Annotated in this window: 14 protein-coding genes; 2 read left to right on the top strand and 12 right to left on the bottom strand. The window is 54.5% G+C overall.

All coding sequences use genetic code 11. The features are described from left to right. Positions 1-48: 48 nt before the first annotated feature. The 6 genes from glgP to asd all read right to left on the bottom strand — a co-directional run bounded on the left by glgP (position 49) and on the right by asd (position 11,042). Positions 49-2,496, bottom strand: a complete 2,448-nt coding sequence (glgP, locus tag ACLBVC_RS12480; protein ID WP_410149861.1) for a glycogen phosphorylase — start codon at positions 2,494-2,496, stop codon at positions 49-51. A gap of 38 nt (positions 2,497-2,534) precedes the next feature. Continuing rightward, a complete protein-coding gene (gene glgA, locus ACLBVC_RS12475) occupies positions 2,535-3,971 on the bottom strand; it encodes a glycogen synthase GlgA (protein ID WP_410149860.1) in 1,437 nt (478 codons plus the stop codon). Positions 3,972-4,043: 72 nt separating this feature from the next. Next, positions 4,044-5,321, bottom strand: coding sequence for a glucose-1-phosphate adenylyltransferase (gene glgC, locus ACLBVC_RS12470; RefSeq protein ID WP_410149859.1), 1,278 nt, complete (start codon positions 5,319-5,321; stop codon positions 4,044-4,046). A 23-nt stretch (positions 5,322-5,344) separates the two neighbouring features. Further along, positions 5,345-7,363 (bottom strand): glycogen debranching protein GlgX, encoded by a 2,019-nt coding sequence (glgX, locus tag ACLBVC_RS12465; RefSeq protein WP_410149858.1) that lies wholly within the window; start codon positions 7,361-7,363, stop codon positions 5,345-5,347. Continuing rightward, positions 7,363-9,549 carry a 1,4-alpha-glucan branching enzyme gene (glgB, locus tag ACLBVC_RS12460; RefSeq protein WP_410149857.1) on the bottom strand — a complete coding sequence of 729 codons (2,187 nt, stop codon included), beginning with the start codon at positions 9,547-9,549 and terminating at the stop codon, positions 7,363-7,365. Before glgB ends, glgX begins: the two co-directional genes overlap by 1 nt. A gap of 389 nt (positions 9,550-9,938) precedes the next feature. Beyond that, entirely contained in the window at positions 9,939-11,042 is a 1,104-nt protein-coding gene (asd, locus tag ACLBVC_RS12455) for an aspartate-semialdehyde dehydrogenase (RefSeq protein ID WP_120132887.1), read from the bottom strand. A 227-nt stretch (positions 11,043-11,269) separates the two neighbouring features. Here asd and ACLBVC_RS12450 point away from each other — a divergent pair, with 227 nt between their 5' ends. Then, positions 11,270-11,863 carry a YhgN family NAAT transporter gene (locus ACLBVC_RS12450; RefSeq protein WP_095923864.1) on the top strand — a complete coding sequence of 198 codons (594 nt, stop codon included), beginning with the start codon at positions 11,270-11,272 and terminating at the stop codon, positions 11,861-11,863. 64 nt (positions 11,864-11,927) lie between these two features. Here the strand turns inward: ACLBVC_RS12450 and gntT are convergent, their stop codons facing one another. After that, positions 11,928-13,244: a gluconate transporter gene (gene gntT, locus ACLBVC_RS12445; protein ID WP_410149856.1), complete on the bottom strand. Its 1,317-nt coding sequence runs from the start codon at positions 13,242-13,244 to the stop codon at positions 11,928-11,930. Positions 13,245-13,490: 246 nt separating this feature from the next. On the opposite strand from gntT, the gene ACLBVC_RS12440 reads away from it, so the two are divergent. Then, a complete protein-coding gene (locus ACLBVC_RS12440) occupies positions 13,491-14,006 on the top strand; it encodes a gluconokinase (RefSeq protein WP_152327568.1) in 516 nt (171 codons plus the stop codon). A gap of 146 nt (positions 14,007-14,152) precedes the next feature. Here the strand turns inward: ACLBVC_RS12440 and gntR are convergent, their stop codons facing one another. The 5 genes from gntR to ACLBVC_RS12415 all read right to left on the bottom strand — a co-directional run bounded on the left by gntR (position 14,153) and on the right by ACLBVC_RS12415 (position 19,233). Next, positions 14,153-15,148 (bottom strand): gluconate operon transcriptional repressor GntR, encoded by a 996-nt coding sequence (gntR, locus tag ACLBVC_RS12435; RefSeq protein ID WP_410149855.1) that lies wholly within the window; start codon positions 15,146-15,148, stop codon positions 14,153-14,155. 94 nt (positions 15,149-15,242) lie between these two features. After that, positions 15,243-16,160 (bottom strand): LacI family DNA-binding transcriptional regulator, encoded by a 918-nt coding sequence (locus tag ACLBVC_RS12430; protein WP_410149854.1) that lies wholly within the window; start codon positions 16,158-16,160, stop codon positions 15,243-15,245. A 12-nt stretch (positions 16,161-16,172) separates the two neighbouring features. Next, a complete protein-coding gene (locus ACLBVC_RS12425) occupies positions 16,173-17,555 on the bottom strand; it encodes a glycoside hydrolase family 1 protein (protein WP_410149853.1) in 1,383 nt (460 codons plus the stop codon). Positions 17,556-17,584: 29 nt separating this feature from the next. Next, positions 17,585-18,913: a PTS sugar transporter subunit IIC gene (locus ACLBVC_RS12420; RefSeq protein ID WP_101077531.1), complete on the bottom strand. Its 1,329-nt coding sequence runs from the start codon at positions 18,911-18,913 to the stop codon at positions 17,585-17,587. Further along, positions 18,910-19,233 (bottom strand): PTS sugar transporter subunit IIB, encoded by a 324-nt coding sequence (locus tag ACLBVC_RS12415; protein WP_101077532.1) that lies wholly within the window; start codon positions 19,231-19,233, stop codon positions 18,910-18,912. The genes ACLBVC_RS12420 and ACLBVC_RS12415 overlap by 4 nt, the downstream gene beginning before the upstream one ends. Positions 19,234-19,278 lie beyond the last annotated feature (45 nt).

Genomic DNA, 19,278 nt, shown 5'->3' with positions numbered 1-19,278 from the left:
CGACGTCTTGCCGGGGATTCATTTCAGCGTTTTCTCTGCACCAACCCCCTACAACTTCACCGGCTTAATGTTCCAGATCTCATCCGCGTATTCCTGAATCGTGCGGTCAGACGAGAAATAGCCCATGTTGGCGATGTTGTGCAGCGTGCGCCGCGTCCACTCTTCCGGCAGTTTATACAGCTCATCGACTTTATCCTGCGTATCAACATAACTGCGGTAATCCGCCAGCACCTGATAGTGATCGCCCAGATTCACCAGCGTATCGAACAGGTTCGTGTAGCGCTTTGGCTCGCCAGGGCTGAATACGCCGGTCGCGATTTGCGTTAGCACCTGATGCAGCTCGGCGTCCTGTTCAAAGTAGGTATGCGGGTTGTAGCCTTTTTGTCGCAGTTCTTCGACTTGTGGCGTGGTATTGCCGAAGATAAAGATGTTTTCCTCGCCCACGTGTTCGAGCATTTCGACATTCGCGCCGTCCAGCGTACCGATCGTCAGCGCGCCGTTTAATGCGAATTTCATGTTACTGGTGCCCGATGCTTCGGTGCCCGCCAGCGAGATCTGTTCGGAAAGATCGGCTGCCGGAATGATCAGTTGCGCCAGGCTGACGCTGTAGTTCGGAATAAACACCACCTTCAGTTTATTACCGATACGCGGATCGTTGTTGATCACCGCCGCTACGTCGTTGATCAGCCGGATGATCTGTTTGGCTGCATAATACGCCGACGCCGCTTTACCGGCGAAAACCACCGTGCGCGGCACCCAGTTTGCATCAGGCTCTTCCAGAATGCGGTTATATCGCGTGATGACGTGCAGCACGTTCATCAACTGGCGTTTATATTCGTGGATACGTTTAATCTGCACATCGAACAGGCTTTTCGGATCGACGACAATATTCAGCTTCTGGGCGATGTACAGCGCCAGCCGTTTTTTGTTATCCAGCTTCGCCTTTCGGATCGCCTGCAGGAAGCTCGGGTAATCCAGATTTTGTTTCAGTTCAGAAAGCTGGCTGAGATCAGAACGCCAGGTCTGGCCGATGGCGTCATCAATGACCGCCGACAGCGGTTTATTGGCCAGCGCCAGCCAGCGGCGCGGGGTGACGCCGTTGGTTTTATTGCAGAAACGATCCGGGTAAATGTGCGCGAAATCCGCAAACAGCGACTGCACCATCAGATCGGAATGCAGCGCAGACACGCCGTTCACTTTATGACTGGCAATCACCGCCAGCCACGCCATCCGCACTTTACGACCGTTGCCTTCATCGATAATAGACACGCGGGACAGCAGGCCGTTATCGTTGGGGATCTGTTCCGCGACTTCTTTGAGGAAATGATCGTTAATCTGGAAAATAATCTCAAGATGACGCGGCAGGATCTTACCAATCATATCCACCGGCCAGGTTTCCAGCGCTTCGCTCATCAGCGTGTGGTTGGTGTACGAGAACACCCGACACACGGTTTCCCACGCGTCTTTCCACTCGAATTTATGCTCGTCAATCAGCAACCGCATCAGCTCAGGGATCGACAGCACCGGGTGCGTGTCGTTGAGGTGAATAGCAATTTTGTCAGCCAGATTGTCGAAGGTATGGTGCGTGGTGTAATGGCGATTGAGAATGTCCTGCACGGTCGCCGACACCAGGAAATACTCCTGACGCAGACGCAGCTCACGGCCTGAATAGGTGGAATCGTCCGGGTATAGAACGCGCGATACGTTCTCGGAATGGTTTTTATCTTCCACTGCCGCGAAATAATCGCCCTGATTGAATTTACCCAGATTAATTTCGTTACTGGCCTGCGCGCCCCATAGCCGGAGCGTGTTGGTGGCGTCGGTATCGTAGCCCGGAATGACCTGATCGTAGGCGCAGGCGATAACTTCTTCGGTTTCCAGCCAGCGGGTTTTCACGCCCTCATGCTGCACACGACCACCGAAACGCACTTTATAACGGGTGTTGTAGCGCTGGAACTCCCACGGGTTACCGTACTCCAGCCAGTAGTCAGGTGATTCTTTTTGCTCGCCGTTGACGATGTTTTGCGCGAACATCCCGTATTCATAGCGGATGCCGTAACCGCGCCCCGGCAGTGCCAGCGTGGCCAGCGAGTCGAGGAAACAGGCTGCCAGACGCCCCAGACCGCCGTTGCCCAAACCGGGGTCATTCTCTTCGCCGATCAGTTCTTCGAGATCAAAACCCATTTCATCGAGCGCACATTTGAGATCGTCATAAATACCCATCGCCAGCAGCGCATTGGAGAGAGTCCGCCCAATCAGAAACTCCATCGACAGATAATAAACCTGCCGGACGTCCTGTGAGGTTTGCGCCCGGTTGGAGCGCAGCCAGCGTTCCACCATACGATCGCGCACCGCAAACAAGGTGGCATTCAGCCAGTCATGTTGCGTCGCAATGGACGGATCTTTGCCGATGATAAACATCAATTTATAGGCAATAGAGTGTTTCAGCGCTTCGACACTGACTGTCGGTGAGTTGTAATTAAACGGTGAAGTCATAACGTTACATTCCCGATCTGGTTAGCTATGTTCAGGGTTCAGGACAACAGACGGTTGTACAGCGTGAGATATTCCTGCGCTGCCACCTTCCAGCCGAAATCAATACCCATGGCGTGTTGTTGCACGTGTCGCCAGTGCTTAGGACGGCTCCACAAAACAAAGGCCCGGCGGATCGCATTTCCCAGCGATTTCCCCGTTGCTTCTTCAAAAACAAAACCACTGGCCGTTCCGTCAGCCAGATTTTCCAGCGCACAATCCACGACCGTATCCGCCAGCCCGCCGGTACGGCGCACCAGCGGCAACGTGCCGTATTTCAGTCCGTAAAGTTGGGTTAATCCGCACGGTTCAAACCGGCTCGGCACCATGATGACGTCAGCGCCACCGATGATCCGGTGGGAGAACGCTTCGTGATACCCCAACTGAACGCCGACCTGCCCCGGATTATCCGCCGCGGCGGCCAGAAATGCCTGTTGCAACACGGCATCGCCTGCGCCCAGCAGCGCAAGCTGGCCGCCACGTTCGAGTAAATCAGGCAACGCTTCCAGCACCAGGTCCAGCCCTTTCTGGCTGGTCAGCCGGCTGACCACGGCAAAAACCAGCCGCGAATCGTCCACATCCAGCCCCATCGCGCGTTGCAGATAGGCTTTATTGATGGCTTTGGAACGCAAATCGTCCGCGTCATAGCGGGCAGAAAGCAGCACGTCATCGCGCGGCTGCCAGATAGCCTCATCAACGCCGTTGAGAATACCGGTCAGTCGCCCCTGCATTTCACGTTCCCGCAGCAGGGATTCCATGCCGTAACCAAATTCCGGACGCGTGATTTCTTTGGCGTACGTCGGGCTGACGGTGGTCACGTGATCGGAGTAAAACAGCCCGGCTTTCAGGTAGGAAATCTGGCCGTAGAACTCCAGCCCGTGCATCTGGAAGAATTCACGCGGGAGGTAAAGCTCATCGATATGATGCGCGCCAAACAGCCCCTGGAATGCCAGATTGTGTACAGTAAATACCGTGCGCACCGGCGCGTTGCGGGCGCGGATATACGCCGACGCCAGCCCGGCGTGCCAGTCGTGAGAATGCACAATATTCGGTTGCCAGTGCGGGTCAAAACCCAGCGCCAGTTCGCACGCCATCCAGCTCAGCAAGGCAAAACGCAGATGGTTATCCGGATAAGCGAAAGACGATTGATCGTGATAAGGGCTGCCGGGCCGGTCGTACAAACCGGGCACATCAATGATGTAAATGCCCACGCCGTCAAAGTAGCCCAGTGAAAGGGTGACATGCCCGGCGAAGGTCGCCAGCGTGCCGATGACCTTCGTCTCTCCCAGCCCTTTTTTGATATCGGGGAAAGCCGGAATGAGCACGCGGACGTCAGCACCTTCCGCAATCTGAGCGGCGGGCAATGCCCCTGCGACATCCGCAAGGCCGCCCGTTTTTAACAGCGGAAACAGCTCGGAACAAACATGTAAAACCTGCATTCGCGCTCCTGATTATCCCGGTCATCCCGGCGTTCACCGGGATGACGAAAAATACTGCTCTCTAACGTGTCTTTATAGTTTCGCCAGCATTGCGCGCGTCACCAGTACAACGCCATCTTCCGAACGGTAAAAACGACGGCTGTCTTCATCGGCATTCTCACCAATCACCATGCCTTCCGGGATTTGGCAGGCGCGGTCAATCACACATTTACGTAAACGGCAGGAACGTCCGACATTCACATCCGGCAAAATAATCGTCGAATCAATATTGCAGAAAGAGTTGATGCGCACCCGCGGGAACAGCACGGAATGCACCACCACCGAACCTGAAACAATCACGCCACCGGCCACCAGCGAGTTCATGGTCATACCGTGACTGCCCGACCGGTCTTGCACAAATTTGGCGGGCGGCAGCGGCTCCATATGTGTACGGATAGGCCAGTTGCGGTCATACATATCCAGTTCCGGTGTCACCGACGCCAGATCCAGATTCGCGCGCCAGTAAGCGTCGAGCGTGCCCACATCCCGCCAGTACGGCGTCAGTTCGTCGTTTTGCGTCACGCAGGACAGGCCAAACGGATGCGCGCGCGCCACCCCCTGACGGGTCAGTTTCGGGATCAGGTCTTTGCCGAAATCATGGCTGGATTCCTCGCTCGCCATGTCTTCTTCAAGCATGCGGAAAAGATAGTCTGCATTGAAAATGTAGATGCCCATACTCGCCAGCGCCATGTCCGGATTGCCCGGCATCGGCGGCGGATCTTTCGGTTTCTCGACGAAACTGGTGATCTGATAATCTTCCGTCACGCCCATCACGCCAAATTCACTGGCTTGTGAAATCGGCACTTCGAGGCAGGCGACGGTACATTCTCCGCCCTTCTGCACGTGGTCGATGAGCATCCGCGAGTAGTCCATTTTGTAGATATGATCCCCGGCCAGAATCACCACAAACTCGGCGTCATAGCGGCGGATAATATCCAGATTCTGATACACCGCATCGGCGGTGCCTTTGTACCAGTGTTCGGTGCTGTGGCGTTGCTGCGCCGGAAGCAAATCCACAAACTCATTCATTTCTTCATTGAGGAAAGACCAGCCTCGCTGGATGTGCTGAACCAGCGTATGTGACTGATATTGGGTGATCACGCCGATGCGGCGGATCCCTGAATTCAGGCAATTCGACAGGGCAAAATCAATGATGCGGAATTTCCCGCCAAAGTGAACGGCGGGCTTTGCCCGGGTAGAGGTCAAATCTTTCAGTCTTGAACCCCGTCCCCCGGCCAGAATCAACGCCACGGATTTCAGCGGCAATTGTCGCGCCAGCATGACCGGGTCCCGATTATCTAATGTCGCCATATCTGACTCCTTCATTTTTATAGTTACCGGCTCTGTGGAGTAAAATCTTGTAGGACACAGAGGGTTTTTGCTGCTGCCCGCCATTGCGAGCCTTCCATGACGCGCCGGGGTTCCTCATCGAAAAGCACGCTGTTAAACGGCGCAACCGGCTGCCAGTTTCCCGGCGGCAGATGCAGTTCAACCTCATGCAGTGAGGCATTCACGATCAACAACCAGCGCCGCGACAGGCAGATTTGCAGCCATTGCTGCGGCCCCTGCTCCCAGTCGCCGGTACTCATCGGTTGCCCCTGCTGATTCAACCATTGCACGTCATCACCGCCGTCCTGCCACCACCGGTTTTGCGTCAGCGCAGGAATTTTCCGGCGCAGCGCAATCAGCGCGGAGACATAGGCCATCAGGCCTTCGTCGGCATTTTCCCAATCGAGCCAGGTCAGCGGATTGTCCTGACAATAGGCGTTATTGTTTCCCTGCTGGCTGTTGCCTTGTTCGTCACCGGCCAGCAACATCGGCGTGCCCTGTGACAGAAACAGCGTCGCCAGCAATGCCCGCTGGCTGAGACGGCGTTGTCGCAATACATCGGCAGACGCCTCCAGCCCCTCCTCGCCGTGGTTCTGGCTGAAATTTTCGTTATGACCGTCGCGGTTTTCCTCACCGTTGGCCTGGTTATGCTTCTGGTTAAAACTCACTAAATCGCGCAGCGTAAAACCGTCGTGCGCTGTCAGCATGTTGATGCTGGCATAGGGTTCGCGCTGAGCGGGATTGAATGTGTCCGCCGACGCCGCGATACGCCCCGCAAACTGCCCGATGGAGATATCGCCGTGCAGCCAGAACTGACGCATTTCATCGCGCCAGATGTCGCTCCATTCGGCGAAAGGTGCCGGGAAATTCCCGAGCTGATAGCCGCCTGTGCCGATGTCCCAGGGTTCAGCAATCAATTTGATTTTTGAAAGGACAGTGTCCTGTCTAATCGCATCGAAAAGCGGCGATTGCGCGGTGAACTCCGGCGTTCTGCCGAGAAGCGTCGCAAGATCAAAACGAAAACCGTCAACGTGGCATTCGCGCACCCAGTAATGCAGGCAATCGAGTGTCCAGGCGATCACTTCGTCATTTGTCAGGCGCATCGCGTTGCCGCAGCCGGTCATGTTGTTATCCGAACCATCGTCGTTGAGCCAGTACCAGCTGGCATTGTCGATACCGCGAAACGAAATAAACGGCCCGTCGATATCCAGCTCCGCGGTGTGGTTGAACACCACGTCGAGGATCACTTCTATGCCCGCCTGATGCAGCGCTTTCACCGCGGATTTGAATTCGCTCAGCGCCGACACGCCGCCCAGCCCGCTGGCATAACTTTGTTCAACCGCACAAGGCGCCAGCACGTTGTAGCCCCAGTAATTGCTCAGGCCGAGACGTTGCAGACGCGGTTCGTCGGCATGATGCTGAACCGGCAATAATTCAATAGCCGTGACACCCAGATGCTGCAAATATTCGAGCATGACCGGATGCGCCAGCCCGGCGTAAGTACCGCGGATTGCCGCCGGAATACGCGGATGCTGACGCGTCAGCCCGCGCACATGCGCTTCGTAAATCACGGTTTCGCCCCACGGCGTGGCGGGCGGTTTGTCGTCTTCCCAGTCAAACTTACCGGCGACGACCACCGATTTCGGTGCCACTACGGCGCTGTCCTTATCGTCCGGCGCATCGGTGCCGCCGGTGAAACGCGCGTTATCCAGAAGCACGCCGTCAATCGCCCGCGCGCTGGGGTCAATCAGCACTTTTTTCGGGTTAAAGCGGTGGCCGTTTTGCGGATCAAAAGGCCCGTAAACGCGGTAACCGTAACGCAGCCCGGCTTTCGCTTCGGGCAAAAAACCGTGCCACAGATTGCCGGTCCGGCCCGGTAAAGGCAGATGCTGCTCGCTGCCGGTCTCATCAAAAAGACATAACTCCACTTTTTCCGCATGCGCGGAGTACAGGCAAAAATTCACGCCGTTATCTCTGAGATGTGCGCCAAATGGCGCGGCCTGACCGGTTTCGAGCTGTTTCATTACGCCTCTTCTCTTCGCAAATAGACGGTCGCCAGCGGCGGAATGGTGACGCTGATCGAATGCTCACGCTGATGATGGCCGATGTTTTCACTGTAAACGTCACCGCAGTTTCCGACGTTGCTGCCACGGTAGAAGTGCGAATCGGTATTGAGAATTTCGTGATAACGCCCAGGGCGGCTGATGCCAATCCGGTAGTGTTCGCGCGGAATCGGCGTGAAGTTGCTGATGACAATAATCTCGCCGCCATTTTCATCACGGCGCGCAAAGGCAAAAATGGAGTTCTCATGGTCGTCGACCACCAGCCATTCGAAGCCGCGCGGGTTGTAATCAAGCTCATACAGCGGCGCGTTGGCCTGGTACGTCAGATTTAAATCACGCACCAGATGCTGCACGCCGCTGTGCCAGCCGGTTGGGTCATCCAGCAGATGCCAGTCGAGGCTGGCGTCGAAATTCCACTCGCGCCCCTGCGCAAATTCACCGCCCATGAACAGCAATTTTTTGCCCGGATGCGCCCACATGAAACCGTAATACGCGCGCAGGTTGGCGAACTTCTGCCAGGTATCGCCGGGCATTCTGTCGAGCAGGGATTTTTTGCCGTGAACCACTTCGTCATGCGAAAGCGGCAGAATGAAATTCTCGCTGTAGGCGTAAAGCACGCCGAACGTCATGAGATTGTGGTGGTATTTGCGATGAACCGGATCCAGCTGCATGTACTGGAGCGAATCATGCATCCAACCCAGATTCCATTTGTAATGGAAGCCCAGCCCGTTTGCATCCGGCGGCATGGTGACGCCGGGATAATCCGTCGATTCTTCTGCTAACGTCACCGCGCCACCCAGTTCGCGCCCGATGGTCTGGTTGGTATATTTCAGGAAGGCAATCGCCTCGAGGTTTTCGCGGCCACCGTAATAGTTCGGGATCCACTCCCCGGCTTTGCGGCTGTAATCACGGTAAATCATGGAGGCCACCGCATCGACGCGCAGGCCATCAATGCCGAAACGCTCAATCCAATAAAAACCATTTCCCGCCAGATAGTTACGCACTTCGTGACGGCCATAGTTATAAATCAGCGTGTTCCAGTCCTGATGATAACCTTCGCGTGGATCGGCGTATTCATAGAGCGCGGTGCCGTCAAACTCCGCCAGGCCGTGGGAATCGCTTGGGAAATGCCCCGGTACCCAGTCGAGGATCACGTTCAGACCGGCGTCATGCGCGGCATCAACAAAGGCTTTGAAATCCATCGGCGTGCCAAAACGGCGGGTCGGCGCGTACATGCCCAACGGCTGATAACCCCAGCTGCCGTCAAACGGATGCTCGTTAACCGGCATCAGCTCAATGTGCGTAAAGCCCATCCATTTGGCGTAAGACACCAGTTGCTCTGCTAATTCGCCGTAACTCAGCCAGAAGTTATCGTCGGTATGACGTCGCCACGAACCTAAGTGAACTTCGTACACCGAAACCGGCTGATTCAGCGCGTTGGCTTTCTTTCTGGTTTCTGAAAAAGGCACGACGTCCGGGATTTTTCGCACGCAGGACGCAGTATCCGGGCGCATCTGAGCTTCGAACGCATACGGATCCGCACGCAGGCCGACATGGCCGCGACAATCGATAATTTCGAATTTATACAGCTGACCTTCATGAACGGCCGGAATGAACAGCTCCCAGATGCCGTTTTCACGACGCTGCCGCATCGGATGGCGGCGACCGTCCCAGAAGTTGAATTCACCCACGACTGAAACGCGCGTCGCATTCGGTGCCCAAACGGCAAAACTGACGCCATCAACATCATCGAGCGTTTGCGGATGCGCGCCGAGTTTTTCGTAGGGCCGCAGATGTGTCCCTTCTGCCAGCAGCCAGATATCCAGTTCCTGCAATAACGTGCCGAAGCGGTACGGGTCATCAATCACATGAAGATCGTCGCCCCAACGCACTTCCAGCTTATAACGGAAGGCATTTTTACGACGCGGAATAAGGCCGACAAAAAAACCGCGATCGTCATAACGACGCAGTTCTGCGACCTGCTTACCTTTTTCTACATCAATGACCCAAACCTGATCGGCATCCGGCAACAGCGCACGAACTTCCAGCCCGGCGCTCACGGAATGCATTCCCAAAAGAGAAAAAGGATCAGCGTAATGGCCAGATATAATTTGATTAATGACGTGCTGATCGGGAAGTACAGACATGAATTTCGTCCTATGATTAATTAAATCAATAAATCCAATAAAATCATTCAGGTATTCAATACGAAACGTGATCCCAGTGTGCTCCCCTTTTTCCTGTCACTTTGTGATCTGGCGTGATTTCGTTTTGCCAAAAAATGCGCGATGGCGCTTATGTTCACAATTTCCAAATAAGTTTCTGTTTCAGCTTCTCAAAGAGGCAGAGCTCTTCTACTAAGCATAGACAAAGGTTCGGTAAATCAGTGGGCAGAAGCTGATGAATTTTTCGCAAAATGAAATTCAGAGGGTTGCGCTGGCAAAATGCGGTTTAACGGTGAAGTGATTGAAGACAGAAATAAAAACGGGACACCGTGCTGGTGTCCCGTTGGGATGAAATCTGGGTAATTATGCCCTTAGAGCAAAATTCTTAACATGCGGCGCAGTGGCTCTGCCGCGCCCCACAGCAGCTGATCACCGACGGTGAACGCAGACAGATATTGCGGGCCCATATTCAGTTTACGCAGACGACCCACCGGCGTATTCATGGTGCCGGTCACTGCCGCAGGCGTCAGTTCACGCATCGACAATTCGCGGTCGTTCGGGATAACACGAACCCAGTCGTTATGCGAAGCCAGCATTTGTTCGATTTCTGGAATCGACACGTCTTTTTTCAGTTTCAGTGTGAACGCCTGGCTGTGGCAGCGCAGCGCACCGATACGGACGCACAGGCCATCCACCGGAATGATACTGGAGGTGCCGAGAATTTTGTTGGTTTCCGCCTGGCCTTTCCACTCTTCTTTGGTTTGGCCGTTATCGAGCTGTTTGTCGATCCACGGGATCAGACCGCCCGCCAGCGGAACACCAAAGTTGTCAGTCGGCAGCGTACCACTGCGGGTCAGCGCCGTGACTTTACGTTCGATATCCAAAATGGCAGAAGCCGGGTTTTCCAGTTCTTTCGCGACGCTGTTATGCAGCATGCCCATTTGGGTCAGCAGTTCACGCATGTGGCGCGCACCGCCGCCGGAAGCGGCCTGATAGGTGGCAACCGACGCCCATTCAATCAGGTCATTGGCGAACAAACCGCCAAGAGACATCAGCATCAGGCTGACGGTACAGTTACCGCCCACAAAGGTTTTAATGCCTTTGTCGATACCCTGATGAATAACCGCGCTATTGACCGGGTCGAGGATGATTATCGCGTCATCTTCCATTCTCAGAGAAGATGCTGCGTCAATCCAGTAGCCAGACCAACCGATTTCACGCAGCTTCGGGTAGATTTCATTGGTATAATCGCCGCCCTGACAGGTGATGATAATGTCCAGCGCACTCAGTGCGTCCAGATCATAGGCATCCTGCAAGGTACCAGACTGCCCCGTGAAAGAAGGCGCGGCCTGACCGTGCTGAGAGGTGGAGAAGAATACCGGACGGATAGCGTCGAAATCGCGTTCTTCAATCATGCGTTGCATGAGTACAGAACCGACCATTCCACGCCAGCCAACGAAACCTACATTTTTCATAATATCTGTCCTGCCCTGAGGGTGATAACGGCTTAAAAAGCTTAACGCGCGTTTTGCACTACGTTGGTGCCTTTTTATGAGGCACCCTGCTCTGTTAACGCGCTGGTCTACCACCTTACAAAATGTACTAAAAGTGGCAAGTGAATTTAATCAATAGTGCCGCCATTAATAGCAGCACAACTTATAACAAGCGTTTTTAACCCGAATTTCATCATTCTGAGGTAGTCATGACCGAAATGATTTCAGCAACCATTTTGCTGTTTTTAATTATGGATCCGCTGGGCAACTTACCGATTTTTATGTCGGTGCTAAAACATCTTGATCCGAAACGCCGCCGCGTGGTGCTGATCCGCGAAATGCTGATTGCCCTGATCCTGATGCTGATTTTCCTGTTCGCCGGGGAAAAAATTCTGTCCTTCCTGAATTTGCGTACCGAAACCGTGTCGATTTCAGGTGGTATCATTCTGTTCCTGATTGCCATCAAAATGATTTTCCCGTCGGAAGAGAAAAGCAGCAGCGGCCTGCCTGCCGGTGAAGAACCGTTCCTCGTGCCGATGGCGATCCCGCTGGTCGCCGGCCCGTCGATTCTCGCCACACTGATGCTGCTTTCGCACCAGTATCCGAATCAGATGAGCCACCTTACGCTGGCCCTGTTCATCGCCTGGGGTTTATCGATGGCCATTCTTCTGCTGTCGAATCTGTTCCTGCGCCTGCTCGGCGATAAAGGTGTCAGCGCCCTCGAACGCCTGATGGGCCTGATTCTGGTCATGCTTTCCACGCAGATGTTCTTAGATGGGATCAGGGCGTATTTGAAGATTTAGTGGGTGCGTAAAAAAAGCAAAGGCGAGCCCGAGGGTTCGCCTTTTTTGTAGCTGCAGTTTGTTATCAAACGACCATCGACAGCAACAGGCATCCCGCCAGGCCGCACAGGGAAATAATCGTTTCCAGCACGGACCAGGATTTGAAGGTTTCGACAATGCTCAGGTTGAAGTATTCCTTGAACAACCAGAAGCCCGGGTCATTAACGTGAGAGAAAATGACGCTGCCGGAACCGACCGCGATCACCATTAACTCAGGGCTGACGCCGGTGGTCGCAATCAACGGAGCCGCGATACCGCCTGCTGTGATCGCCGCAACGGTTGCGGAACCCAGCGCGAGACGTAAAACGGCGGCAATTGACCAGGCCAGCAGGATCGGTGATAAATTGCTGCCATCCATCAGGGCTGCAATATATTTCTCAATTCCGCTGTCGACCAGAACCTGCTTGAACGCACCGCCACCGCCGATAATTAACAGCATCATCGCGATGATTTTGATGGAATCAGTCACGGTTGCCATGACATCTTCCATTTTACGACCACGGTTCAGACCGAAGGTGAAGATAGCGATCAGCACCGCGATAAGCGTTGCCATCACCGGGTCACCGAAGAATTCAGCGTACGCCAGAACCGGATGGCCTTTCGGCAGGATCATTTCGCAGACCGCGCGGAATGCCATCAGAATCACCGGTACCAGAGAAGTCGCGACGCTCACGCCAAAACTTGGCATCTCTTCTTCAGTAAAGGTTTTCGGATTGAACAGACCTTCCGGCACCGGTTTATCGATACCTTTCAGGAAGCGCGCAAACACCGGACCGGCCAGAATCACCGTCGGTACCGCCAGCAGCGAACCGTACAGCAACGTTTTGCCCATATCCGCATGGAAAATCGTTGCGATCGCGGTCGGGCCCGGGTGCGGAGGCAAGAAGCCGTGAGTCACAGATAACGCGGCAGCCATCGGCACCCCCACGTACAACAGTGGCAAGCGCGCAGCCGCGGCAACGGTGAAGACCAGCGGCAGCATCAGCACGAAGCCGACTTCATAGAACAGAGCAAAACCGACGATAAAACCGGTCAGCACGATGGCCCACTGGATGTGCTCACGGCCAAATTTTTCGATAAGCGTCGTCGCGATACGTTGCGCGCCGCCGCAATCTGCCAGCATTTTACCGAGCATGGCCCCGAAGCCCATGATCAGCGCCAGGCTGCCCAGCGTTCCGCCTACCCCGTTTTTAATCGACGTAATAACTTTATCGACCGGCATACCCTGCATAATCCCGACCGCCAGAGCGACCAGGATCAGCGCGATAAAGCCGTTCAGCTTAAATCGGATCATAAGTAACAACAGCAGTGCAACGCCCACCGCTACAATAACTATTGGCATATTCTTCCCCTCATGCGGTCACCCTGGCATCGTGGCCAGACAGATGACGCATTGTTTTTAATTTTCAACATGTTGTAGGAATTAACAGTGCAACGGGTACAGACCGCGACCGCTAAAACAGCAGTGCATTCCTTTGTGATATTAGTCACATCTCCATTTGTTACCGGTATCATGATACCGGTAACATGCTAATATTAGGACTCACTACGCAGTCGAAATGTTCATTTTGGGATAGAGATCATACTTATGGCAGGACAAAGCATCATTCTGATGGGCGTGTCAGGCAGCGGTAAATCCACCGTCGGCGCGGCACTGGCCCGTGAAATTAACGCAAAATTCATCGACGGTGATGATCTTCATCCCCGTGCCAATATTCAAAAGATGGCCAGCGGTACGCCGTTGAATGACGACGATCGTGCGCCGTGGTTATTACGTCTGAATGACGCGGCTTACAGCCTGCGCCATAAAAATGAAACCGGTATTATTGTCTGCTCCGCGCTAAAACGCCGCTACCGCGACGCACTGCGCAAAGACAACGAAGGCATGGTTTTCATCTACATGAAAGGCAGTTTTGACGTGATTGCCGAGCGCCTGAAAGCGCGCGCCGGGCATTTTATGCCGACCGATTTACTGAGAAGCCAGTTCGATGCACTCGAAGAACCCGGCGAAGATGAGCCGGATGTATTGCGCGTAAATATCGATCATAAGTTTGAAGGTGTGGTCGATCGCTGCGTAGCTGCCTTGAAAACATTGCAGAAGTAACTGGCTATTAATTGCGCCGCTGAGCCGTCGGTGGCGCAGCCAATTTGGATTCGGATGGAGCGCAGGCCCCGGAGCGTACACGCAGTACGTGAGGAGGACGAGCACCACCCGGATTCAAAGTGGCAAGTAAACCAGGCTCATGCAGATTAGATACTTCCGCCTGCCGAGATGGTAAACCCTACATCCACCATCCTCGGTACGACTTCTTCACCGCGTAATCTCGCCAGCAGGCGTTCGGCGGAAATCTGCCCCATTCTTTCGCGCGGCGTGAGTACGCTGGCGAGCGGTGGCTCCATCGCCTGTCCCATGTTGTGACCGTGGAAACCGGCAATCGCCATTTGTGACGGAATGCTCAACCCCTGCCGTAAACATTCAAAGAATGCGCCCGCCGCGAGGTCATCGTTGGTGCAGAAAATACTGTCGATTTGCGGCCAGTCTTTTTGCGCCTGACGCAGTAATTCCGCGCCGCCGCTGTAGCTGGATGAACGGCTGGTCATCACGCTGTAAGGCTCCAGCCCGGATTCACGCATCGCCTGCTCGTAACCCTGCTGTTTGATGATCGTACGTTCATCCTGGCGTGCACCGAAATACACCACATGCCGATGCCCGTGCGCGATGATCTGCTGCGTCATCTGCCGCGCGGCCTCAAAGTTGTTAAAGCCGACCGCCAGATCCACGCACGGCGAGACGCAGTCCATCATCTCAACCACCGGAATACCGGCCACTTCGATCATTTTCAGCGTACGCGCGGTGTGATGGCGTTCGGACAAAATCAGGCCGTCGATATTGTAAGAAAGCAGCGACGTGAGACGCTGTTCTTCACGCTCCTGGCTGTAACCGTAGTGCGCCAGCATGGTCTGGTAGCCGTGAATATCCGTGACACTTTCGATGCCGCGCAGCACTTCGGCGAACACCTGGTTGGTCAGTGACGGCAGTAACACGCCGATGGCGCGACTTTTGGCGTTCGAGAGAATATCCGGAGCGCGGTTTGGGATGTAACCCAGTTCATCGAGCGCAGCCGAAATCTTTTCCTGCAAGGCGCTGGAAACTTGTTCGGGATTGCGCAAATAACGGCTGACCGTCATTTTGGTGATGCCCACTTTGTCGGCAACATCCTGGAGTACGGGCCTTTTTTTCTTCACGTTTTTCAATGAACTGGATTAAGGGGATCAGAGCGTAATGGTAGCAAACAATCGCGCAGGCGGGTATCCGTTGCTGCGCGACATGAGATGTGGGTCAGAAAGGGATAGAAAGCTGCCCGCGCACCGGTGCGCACGCGTTCGCTGAAAATTGCCCGGCGAGCAGCGCTATGGCGGTTTGCGCCAGCGTTTCCAGCGGATACGTGATCGCAGGAACGGCGGAAATCCCCGGCGGCAATGTACTGTCGAGGCTGAAAACCATCACGCTGGCGGGCACGGCGCGCCCGTGTTGTGCGAGCTGGCGCAGGGCGTCCTGCGCGCTGGCATCATCCGGCACCAGCAATGCGTTGAACGGAACGTTTTGCGCCAGCAGCTGCGCCAGCGCCTGCTCGCCGCTGTGTACCAGCCGCCTGTCATACGGCAGCAGGAATTTCTCCAGTGCCTGATGATAACCCTGCAAAATTTGCCCGGCAGTTTCGCCGTTTTCTGCGTTAATCAGCGCAATCTGCCTGCGCCCTTGCTGCAACACATACTGGCAGGCGGTTTCGGCAGCAAAGCTGCGGTCAAAGTGAATGCTGCGGTCAGAATCTTCATCCAGACAATCAATGGTAATCACATTTTCCGGCAACGGCGGCAGTTCAAAGCGTGCGCCGATGACGATCATCGCATCGCATAATCCTCTACCGATTTCGTTAACCGAATGCGCCAGACCCGCCGCATCCGTGGCGAATCTCAGCAGCAAATATTTCTGGTTCAGCCGTAACTCTTTTTCCAGCGCATGCAGATAGCCGGTGGACTGGTTGATGTTTTCTGCCGCGCAAATCACGCCGATACAGCCAGTGGACTGCGTGGAGAGAGACTGCGCAATCACGCTCGGCTTGTATTGCAGCGTTTCGACCGCCTGCATAACGGCCAGGCGGCTTTCCTCTTTTACTCCGCGGCTGCCACTCAGGACACGGGAAACCGTCGCTTTCGACACGTTCGCCAGCCGCGAGACGTCGTTTATGTTTGCCATGCCGTTCCTTTGTTAATCGAAACCGTTATTTTTAGACACGTTCGCGAACCATTCGCCGCTTTTCTTCACCGTCCGTTTTTGGGTGGCGAGATCCAGCTGCACGAAACCATAGCGGTTTTTGTACGCGTTCATCCATGACCAGCAGTCGATAAATGTCCACATATGGTAGCCGAGACAACCGCTACCTTCCTGTAACGCGCGGTGTAACCATTTCAAATGTCCGCTGACAAACTCGATACGGTAGTCATCATCAATCCGGCCCGCCTGTTCAAAGCGCAGTTCATTTTCCACACCCATGCCGTTTTCGGAAATAAAACAACGCGGATTGCCGTAGTTTTCACGCAGATTGGTGAGGATATCGTAGATCCCCTGTTCGTAAATTTCCCAGCCACGGTGCGGGTTCATTTTTCGGCCCGGCATCACGTAGTTATCGAAGAACCACTCCGGCATAAACGGACTTTCAGGATTCACCAGGCTGTCGCGGCACTGGATACGGCGCGGCTGGTAATAATTGATGCCGAGTAAATCCACCACGCCCTGCTGCAACAGCGCCGCATCGCTTTCCTGACATGCCGGAAGCTGCCCGTGTTTTTTCAACAATTCCACCAGTTCCTGCGGATATTCACCGCGCAGCGCCGGATCGAGGAAACTGCGATTAAACATCAGGTCAGCAATGTTCGCGGCTTTCAAATCTGCCGGATTTTGTGAACGCGGATAAGACGGCGTGAGGTTGAGAATGATGCCAATTTCGCCGCCCTGCTGACGGGCGCGGTAAGCTTTCACCGCCAGCGAATGCGCCAGCATGGTGTGATAGGCCACGGTCGCGGCACGTTTGAAATCCACCACATTCGGATAATGGAAATCATACAAATAACCGCCTTCCACCGGCACGACCGGTTCGTTGAACGTGAACCAATGTTTGACGCGGTCGCCGAACAGCGCGAAACAGGTATCGGCATATTTTGCGTAAGCCTCAACCACGTCGCGGTTTTCCCAGCCGCCAATTTCCTGCATCGCCATCGGCATATCGAAATGGAACAGGTTGATAAACGGCTGCACGCCCTGCGCCAGCATTTCATCAATCACCTGATTATAAAACGCCACGGCTTCCGGGTTCACTTCGCCCTTTCCGCCCGGGATCAGCCTCGCCCAGGAAATCGAAGTGCGGAATGTGTTGTGGTTAAGCTGTTTCAGCAGCGCGATGTCCTCGCGCCAATTTTTATAAAACGTCGATGTGTCCTGCGGGCCAACATCATTATGGAAACGCGTCGGTTGCTGCGAATACCAGTGATCCCAGACCGTCGCGCTTTTACCGTGGCTCAGGGTTTCACCTTCCGTTTGCGGTGCAGAACTGGCGCTACCCCACCAGAACTCTTTTGGAAATGCATATTTCATCGTCATCCTCGCTGTCCGTTGCTTTGCGTTTAGCTGTTGACCGGTACGGCGTTACCCGCCGTTTGAGCACCGGCCTTTTCCGCTTCCTGTTTGAGTAAAGTACGTTCGTACGCTTTCAGGAACGGGTAATACATCACTGCTGATAACACCATACAGAACAGGCACATAATTACCGGACTGAATGCCCAGTTTGCGGCCCATGACGCACCAATTGGCGCAGGCGTTGTCCAGGGTGTGAGCGACACCACTTGCGCGACCCAGCCGAGTTTTGTGGCGGTATAAGCGAAAACGGCGTTGAGCATCGGCACCAGTGTGAACGGCAGGAAAAACACCGGATTCATGATAATCGGCGTGCCGAACAGAATCGGTTCGTTGATGTTAAAGAAGCTCGGCACGACGCCCATTTTGCCGATCGTTCGCAGATGTACGGCTTTACTGCACAACAGCAAAATCGCCAGCGGCAGGGTCGAGCCGACGCCGCCAATCAGCAGATAGTGATCCCAGAAACCTTGCAAATAAATGTGTGGCAGCGGTTCGCCCGCCTGTAACGCAGTCTGGTTCAGCGCCAGATTGGTCATCCAGAACGGGTTCATAATGCCGGTGACAATCAGCGCGCCGTGAATACCGGCAAACCAGAGCACCTGACAGATAAACACCGAAATCAGAATCGCCGGCAGGGAATCCGACGCGGAAACCAGCGGCGCGAGCAGATGCATAATCGCTTCAGGAATAATCATGCCAGTGGTGGATTGAATAAACAGGTTCAGCGGATGCAGCGTGGCGACAATCACGACGACCGGGATCAGGATCTCAAACGAGCGCGCCACGCCGGTCGGGACTTCTTTTGGGAGGCGGATCGTAATGTTGCGGCGTTTGAGCAACGCATACACTTCTGCGGCATAAATCGCCGTCAGGATCGCGGTAAAAATACCTTCGCCGGAGAAATATTGTGTTGAAATCTGTTTGTCGTGATACGGCGCGGCAACCAGCAGAAAGGCCATAAACGCCAGCAAACCGGTCATGATCGGGTCGAGTTTGTAATATTTACCGAGACTCGCGCCGATACCGACGGAAATGAAAAAGGTCATGACACCCATGCTCAGATACCACGGCAGCATCAACTGTTCGCGGTATTTTAGCGAGAGATCCAGCCAGCCGCGCGCGAAACCGTTGGTAGTATCCGGCGAGAATGGCGGGAAAATAAAGACCAGCATGAACGACCCGATAATCATGAAAGGGAGCGCAGCGATAAAACCGTCGCGAATCGCAATCACGTGCCGCTGCTGGCCAACGCTGCCCGCCAGCGGCGTGATGTGCTTTTCGATGACGTTAACCATCGCCTGATAAAGGCCACTCATACGCGGCTTCCTTCCTGTGCGATCAGGCCGAAGGCGAAGTCCAGTACGTTATCGCCGCGCTGCATGCCGTAATCCATCATGTTGATAACTTCGACCGGAATATTGAATTCCGCCGCTCTCGCCGACAAATCGCCCTGCATGTAACGCACCTGCGGCCCAAGCAGCACCACCTGATAGTCACGGAATTTTTCGTCAAACTCGCTGGCTCCGAACGCATCAATCTGCACATCTTCGCCACGCTGCGCCGCAACCTCTTTCATTTTGCGAACTAACAAACTGGTCGACATTCCCGCCGAACAACAAAGCATGATTCTTTTCATTTTTGCTTCACTCCCAGATGATTTATGTTCTGCCCGTTTCTCTTG

This window comes from Rahnella selenatireducens, from assembly GCF_046449555.1.
GTDB lineage: Bacteria > Pseudomonadota > Gammaproteobacteria > Enterobacterales > Enterobacteriaceae > Rahnella > Rahnella selenatireducens.
This window is presented reverse-complemented; position numbering and strand designations above follow the sequence as displayed.

Excerpts from the sequence above, each read along its gene's own strand:
- glgP (WP_410149861.1), bottom strand. The coding sequence starts at position 2,496 with ATGACTTCACCGTTTAATTACAACTCACCGACAGTCAGTGTCGAAGCG.
- glgA (WP_410149860.1), bottom strand. The coding sequence starts at position 3,971 with ATGCAGGTTTTACATGTTTGTTCCGAGCTGTTTCCGCTGTTAAAAACG.
- glgC (WP_410149859.1), bottom strand. The coding sequence starts at position 5,321 with ATGGCGACATTAGATAATCGGGACCCGGTCATGCTGGCGCGACAATTG.
- glgX (WP_410149858.1), bottom strand. The coding sequence starts at position 7,363 with ATGAAACAGCTCGAAACCGGTCAGGCCGCGCCATTTGGCGCACATCTC.
- glgB (WP_410149857.1), bottom strand. The coding sequence starts at position 9,549 with ATGTCTGTACTTCCCGATCAGCACGTCATTAATCAAATTATATCTGGC.
- asd (WP_120132887.1), bottom strand. The coding sequence starts at position 11,042 with ATGAAAAATGTAGGTTTCGTTGGCTGGCGTGGAATGGTCGGTTCTGTA.
- ACLBVC_RS12450 (WP_095923864.1), top strand. The coding sequence starts at position 11,270 with ATGACCGAAATGATTTCAGCAACCATTTTGCTGTTTTTAATTATGGAT.
- gntT (WP_410149856.1), bottom strand. The coding sequence starts at position 13,244 with ATGCCAATAGTTATTGTAGCGGTGGGCGTTGCACTGCTGTTGTTACTT.
- ACLBVC_RS12440 (WP_152327568.1), top strand. The coding sequence starts at position 13,491 with ATGGCAGGACAAAGCATCATTCTGATGGGCGTGTCAGGCAGCGGTAAA.
- ACLBVC_RS12430 (WP_410149854.1), bottom strand. The coding sequence starts at position 16,160 with ATGGCAAACATAAACGACGTCTCGCGGCTGGCGAACGTGTCGAAAGCG.
- ACLBVC_RS12425 (WP_410149853.1), bottom strand. The coding sequence starts at position 17,555 with ATGAAATATGCATTTCCAAAAGAGTTCTGGTGGGGTAGCGCCAGTTCT.
- ACLBVC_RS12420 (WP_101077531.1), bottom strand. The coding sequence starts at position 18,913 with ATGAGTGGCCTTTATCAGGCGATGGTTAACGTCATCGAAAAGCACATC.
- ACLBVC_RS12415 (WP_101077532.1), bottom strand. The coding sequence starts at position 19,233 with ATGAAAAGAATCATGCTTTGTTGTTCGGCGGGAATGTCGACCAGTTTG.